Raw genomic sequence first — 5,404 nt, forward strand, 5'->3', positions numbered from 1 at the left:
CCTTGAGAGCTGTTATTACCGCATCAGCTATAGGTATAACCTCTTCACAGCCTATACGACCTCCCTTTGACTTTAAATAACTCTTCAAAGTCATTCCTGGCAAATATTCCATAACAAGATACGCAGTATTATTTTCCTCAAAAAAAGCATCAACATGAACAATATTTGGATTATCGACAAATTTCGCCATATTTTTTGCTTCATCCAAGAATCTTTCCAATCCCTGCATATACTCTTCTTTACTTTCACCAGTATAAATAATTACCTGTGGCTTTCCTGGAACCCTTTGCACAAGACCAGTTGGATAATACTCTTTCACAGCCACAACCGTCTCAAGTACATTATCCCAAGCCTTATATGTAATACCAAATCCGCCAAATCCTATACATGTACCTATCACATACCTGTTATTGTATAAGCCAACTCCCGGATATAAATGATATAATTCTTTAGGTGGTGTTCCCTCGCAATATCCACAGTATGGACAGACCTCACTCTCTTCCTTATCGCTATATACTATGTCAAATAAATTAAAACAATTTAGACATCTTCTCTGCATTCAATATATCCTCCAACAATATTTACCTACTTAACCCAAACGGCAATCGCCGAATTGTTATCCATATCCGTACACTTACCGTTTTGCCTTACTATCTCAACCATTGCATCCAACCACTCATCAACACTGTTTGATTTCTTCAAAGTCTTAGTCATTGCTTTTTCATCTATCAATTCCCAAAACCCATCTGAACACAAAAGAAATGCCTGAAATCCATTTTTATTTATAATCTCAGAACAATCATACTTTTTAGTCTCCCATGGACTACCTATAACCCTCAGCAATTTATTCCGGTCTTCATGCCCTCTGATTTTTTTCTCTTTTAGCTTGTGCGCCAGAACCAACATCTGAGGAACGCTATGATCCAAAGTTCTTTCAACCAACTTACAATTTTGAAAATAATATAGACGTGAATCGCCTATATGGGCCCATTTGATCTGATCGCGACATATATCTAACGCAACAAGTGTCGTTTTCATGCCATTTGCGAATGTACCCTCTTGAATATTCATTACTCGTTTTTGAGCTTCTTCAAATATATCTGACAAAAGATCAGCGTTACTGTCTCCAACTAATTGTGTAAGATCTCTGGCTGTTTCTATCGCCTTTGAAGAAGCAACTTCACCACGTCCATGACCGCCGAGTCCATCAGCCAATACAAATATATCTCTCTGATTTACATGGAAATTTCCAACGGAATCCTCGTTTTTCTCCCTGTTTCCTATGTCGGAATATACCTTATATGTTATCATTCTAATCCCCTCCATCTCTTGTGAAATTATATCATATACTATATATCTCCACGTTTTTGCATGTCTGTATGTCGTTTTGCCATGTCTGTATTTTGCTTTTTTTCGGCAAACTCCGTAATAACAACATCAATATCCAATCAAAGCTGCTGCAACATTTTTTACGCCCGCTCCACTCTTACTAACAACGAACGCATATGTGTAACCCGAAACAACAAACAGATAATCTCCACAATCTATTACATAATTTATTCCACCATTTCTAACATACTGTGCAGGAACTTTAAATATGGTTCTACGACTTGTTCCTTTACACCTGACAAGTGCGGCTCCCTGTATCTTATATATGTAACCATATTTATTATTTGATATCGGAAGTTTATTAATTGTTGAACTTGTAAGCCATGTAAATGTACTAATTCTGTTTTTTGAAGTTGAAATACTCGCGCGAGTCATCTTTCCGTTTGTTCCTATTGCATATGTGACAGAATTACTTCCAGTAAATATGACCCGATTTTTTCCAGCAATGAGCTTATCTGTTGAAACCTTCCCACTGAATCGATAAATGCACTTCTTATTTCTTCCGTTGGAATCCATTCTATATATGCCCGTAGAGCCATATTCAACCTTAACGTTTGCATTCCACGGAGCAGAGCCTTTTTTAACACCTATATAATAAATATACTTTCCGACAACAACAGGGCTATAGCCTTCCGCAAGGACTTTCGTCTTCTTACCATCCTTTGACATTCTATATACATACCTGTTACGGGCATCGGAACCAATATATTTATTTACAGTGCAATATATATTTTTTTTTGTAATTGTCAGATCCGTACAGCGCAAATCAGATATTTTTTTCTGACGTTTTGTAGATGTATTGTACATATACAACCGCCCTCCTTGAGCCCCTGATCCCACTGCGTAATACAGCATCTTCCCACTCATTGCCGCATATGACGGCACATATAACTGCTCGTACCTACTTGTTCTTGTACTGGCATATACATTATCACCACTAAACAACTGAACCTCTGAAACCAGCAGTATTATGCCCATAATCATCACAATAAACTTTCTTATTTCTCTTTTTTTCATTGAACTACTTTCTCCTTTCTATTTTCATTAACATCTCCATACCGTCTTCCAATCTTTATCTCCTCCCCATCAACCATCGTAATGGTCTGATGATTATAATTACTGATATAATCTCTGTTAACCACCGCAGCGGCTGAGCATCTCACGAAATTATCCGGAAGGTCTTTCATGATCTCGCTGAGAGGTCTGTATTCGTAATATTTGCCATCACGCTGGTCATTTTTTCTATTTGTGTAATATATCGTTACTCTGTTCTCTATTTTGATGTACATTATGTCGCGGCAATCAAGGATATTGACGTTCCTGTCATATCGGATTTTGATGAATTGCTTCTTGTCATCATTGTTCATCTTCTCCACAAGATCATTCATGAATGTCACAAGTCTTGCATCATGCCTGCCTTTAAGCATACAATTCACATGATTCGCCTCGTATATGTCCAGTTCTTCAGGGATTTTGTTTACATAAAAAAGAATCTTGCAAGATGGAGCTACGGCATTGATCCTCTTTGCCAGGTTCACACCATTCTTGCCATTTGGATACAGAAGCTCTGTTATAAAGATGTCACAGTCGAACTTCTGATAGTCGATATCCAACATTACTGAATCAAGGTTATATGAAACAAATCTCACATTTTCGTTATCAATAATGTTGTTTTTAATTTGAGAGCGCAGGAAATATACTGTTCTCTGCGTCTCGTCTGGATTTACATCGCATACGCCTATTGTCATATTGAATTCTCTCCCCCTCATTTATCTATGCGGTTCTCCGCCTCATTGCATATCAATTTAAAGAAATAAATGATCTTTATCAATTATTACCTGATATTATAGAGTCTGAAGTAATATGACTTTCAGGCAATGTAATCCGCACTCCAGACATATCATTGTCTATATTGCATGTTTCATTGTCTATTTTCGTTATTGAAAATTCCTTATTCTATTTTGTCGAAATATATCCTTTGTTATGTTGAAATAGCTCATTTTTTGTTATATATTCATATAGTGCTTAGCACATATATTTACTAAACCAACCTATTTCATTTCCATGAGGGGGAAACAAAAGATGAAATATCGTACCAGACCGGCGGAACACATATGCTCTCTGGAGGAACTTTTCACAGAGCATCTGGGGCTTAACATTCCCATTGTTCCACAGACGTCTTCATACTCCAACAAACATACTTTCAGCCAATTATTCTTTTCACAGAATCCGAACCAATATGACGATATTGACAAAATAATGTCATTTTCCGTCTTCAAGGATGCGGATATAGAATGGCTTAAGAAGGATGCAGATTCAGCCCAGAAACCTCTGTACTATCTCATCCATCCTGACGAGAGCTATCCTACAGGCACGAAGCTGAGTGTTTTCTTTTCCAACCTGGCAAATAAGAACTTTTCCGGAAACGAGCAGCCTCTTCCTATAAGAGCTCTGCTGAATGCGATAGATTACGACAAGCTGTGTGCTCATCTTGACAATCTTATAGAAACAAAAGGCGCACTGGACTCTGATTTTATAGTTTCACTGCAGTCATATCTGAGTAACGTCCTCTCAACAGACAACCAGCTTACACATTATTGCTCTTTGTTCAAATGCACCTCACCATCAGAATACCTTGCTACGATCCTTTTGTATGCGCTTTTTGATGATGTGAATTTCCCTGCATATGCATCGGAGGTTGCTATAACAAGAAATATCAAAGAACCTAAGGTCGCACATCCCGTGACTGATCTGAACAACCCACATTTTCAGAAGCTAATGAATGATGCCAGGAGGGTTGACAAGCTACAGGCATTTGCAACATATACACTGATAGTCCTTTACTCTGTACAGATGCTTGCAACCATCTTCTCTTCTACCTGGATCAGTTCCTATGAGGCGACAAGCACAAAGGGGACGCTGTTCAGTATTGTCATGCTGTGTGCATCCATCATTTTGACAGCTTTGAGATTTATTCCATTCTCATTGCACAAGAAGTATTCTGAGCTAAGCCTGATACTTGAACATTCCGTGCTTGATGAGAACAGTAACACCTATAGCATTACATATAATCATTTTCAGAACTGTTCGAGATCTTTTAATGATATACAACAGGGGAGACGAGTCATCATCACCTTGTTCTGTATGGTGAGTATTCTATATATTGTTGTGTCATTTGTATTTAACAGCTTTCCTCTGCTGGTGGCTCTTGTCAGTTTATCATTTGGTGGAGTTATGCTTATCGACAGCATGGTTCATGACCATATTACCTACAAAAGGTATGATGCTTTCTTCTCCTCGGATCTGCCAGGTCATGTTCCTGCGTCCAGATTCGGAGTGGCGCGCATGTGCTCATGGGATTATGATTCCAGACTGAACTCTTTCAGACACACCAGCTACAACAAGCTCACAAACTACAGTGAGGATTGCATCCGGCATATATATGATCAGGTAGCGGATTCGTCCAAATACAGTTGGGCTACTCTAACCGCTTTCATTGTCACTCTTTCATCCATAGGTGTGATCGCCGAGATCCTTCAGCTTGTGAATCCTGACCTGGAGTATTTCAGAATGCCAAATGCTTCCATGCTCTATTCCGTCACAATGATCCTTATTTTGCTGAACGGTGTTCTTAACATACTTATACTTCTCCGTGCGAGATCCCATTATCAGAAAATGGCCGAATTCTCATTCTACGCCGGCAATCCTGACTCTGATAATTACGAGGTAGCAACGCTGTTCCGACACAACCTGTACGCCGGCAGCATATCTGAGCTTGCAATTGCCAGAGGAATATATAACTACAATTTGTGTCAATTTGAACAGAGCCTGTCCACATCGGACATCCAGCCACCTGACGACCGTTATCATCCTATGTATATCGTGAATCAGAAGCTGCATCTCATCACAGATGTTGCGCTGTGCATATTTGTCGCATACCTGAGCACGGCAGTATGGCACGCAAATAATCTCCGAAATCTGATAGGCCTGCCCATTCTTGTCGCAGTGTATGCCC

General features: G+C 39.1%; 5 protein-coding genes. 1 reads left to right on the top strand and 4 read right to left on the bottom strand.

Features of this window, described 5'->3' with window-relative positions:
* The 4 genes from ABUA34_RS13745 to ABUA34_RS13760 form a co-directional block, all read right to left on the bottom strand.
* A partial coding sequence (locus ABUA34_RS13745; RefSeq protein WP_349823495.1) for a protein kinase domain-containing protein occupies positions 1–559 on the bottom strand: 559 nt, incomplete at its 3' end.
* A 26-nt stretch (positions 560–585) separates the two neighbouring features.
* Positions 586–1,311: a PP2C family protein-serine/threonine phosphatase gene (locus tag ABUA34_RS13750; protein WP_055273364.1), complete on the bottom strand. Its 726-nt coding sequence runs from the start codon at positions 1,309–1,311 to the stop codon at positions 586–588.
* Positions 1,312–1,437: 126 nt separating this feature from the next.
* Positions 1,438–2,406 (bottom strand): DUF5050 domain-containing protein, encoded by a 969-nt coding sequence (locus tag ABUA34_RS13755; protein ID WP_022216240.1) that lies wholly within the window; start codon positions 2,404–2,406, stop codon positions 1,438–1,440.
* Entirely contained in the window at positions 2,403–3,137 is a 735-nt protein-coding gene (locus tag ABUA34_RS13760; RefSeq protein ID WP_349823496.1) for a LytR/AlgR family response regulator transcription factor, read from the bottom strand. The genes ABUA34_RS13755 and ABUA34_RS13760 overlap by 4 nt, the downstream gene beginning before the upstream one ends.
* 334 nt (positions 3,138–3,471) lie before the next feature.
* On the opposite strand from ABUA34_RS13760, the gene ABUA34_RS13765 reads away from it, so the two are divergent.
* Positions 3,472–5,404 (top strand): hypothetical protein (locus tag ABUA34_RS13765; protein ID WP_349823497.1); only part of this gene is annotated, 1,933 nt, incomplete at its 3' end.

Origin of the sequence: Coprococcus sp. RTP21428st1_C9_RTP21428_210409, from assembly GCF_040227395.1 — a bacterium.
Classification (GTDB): domain Bacteria; phylum Bacillota; class Clostridia; order Lachnospirales; family Lachnospiraceae; genus Coprococcus; species Coprococcus aceti.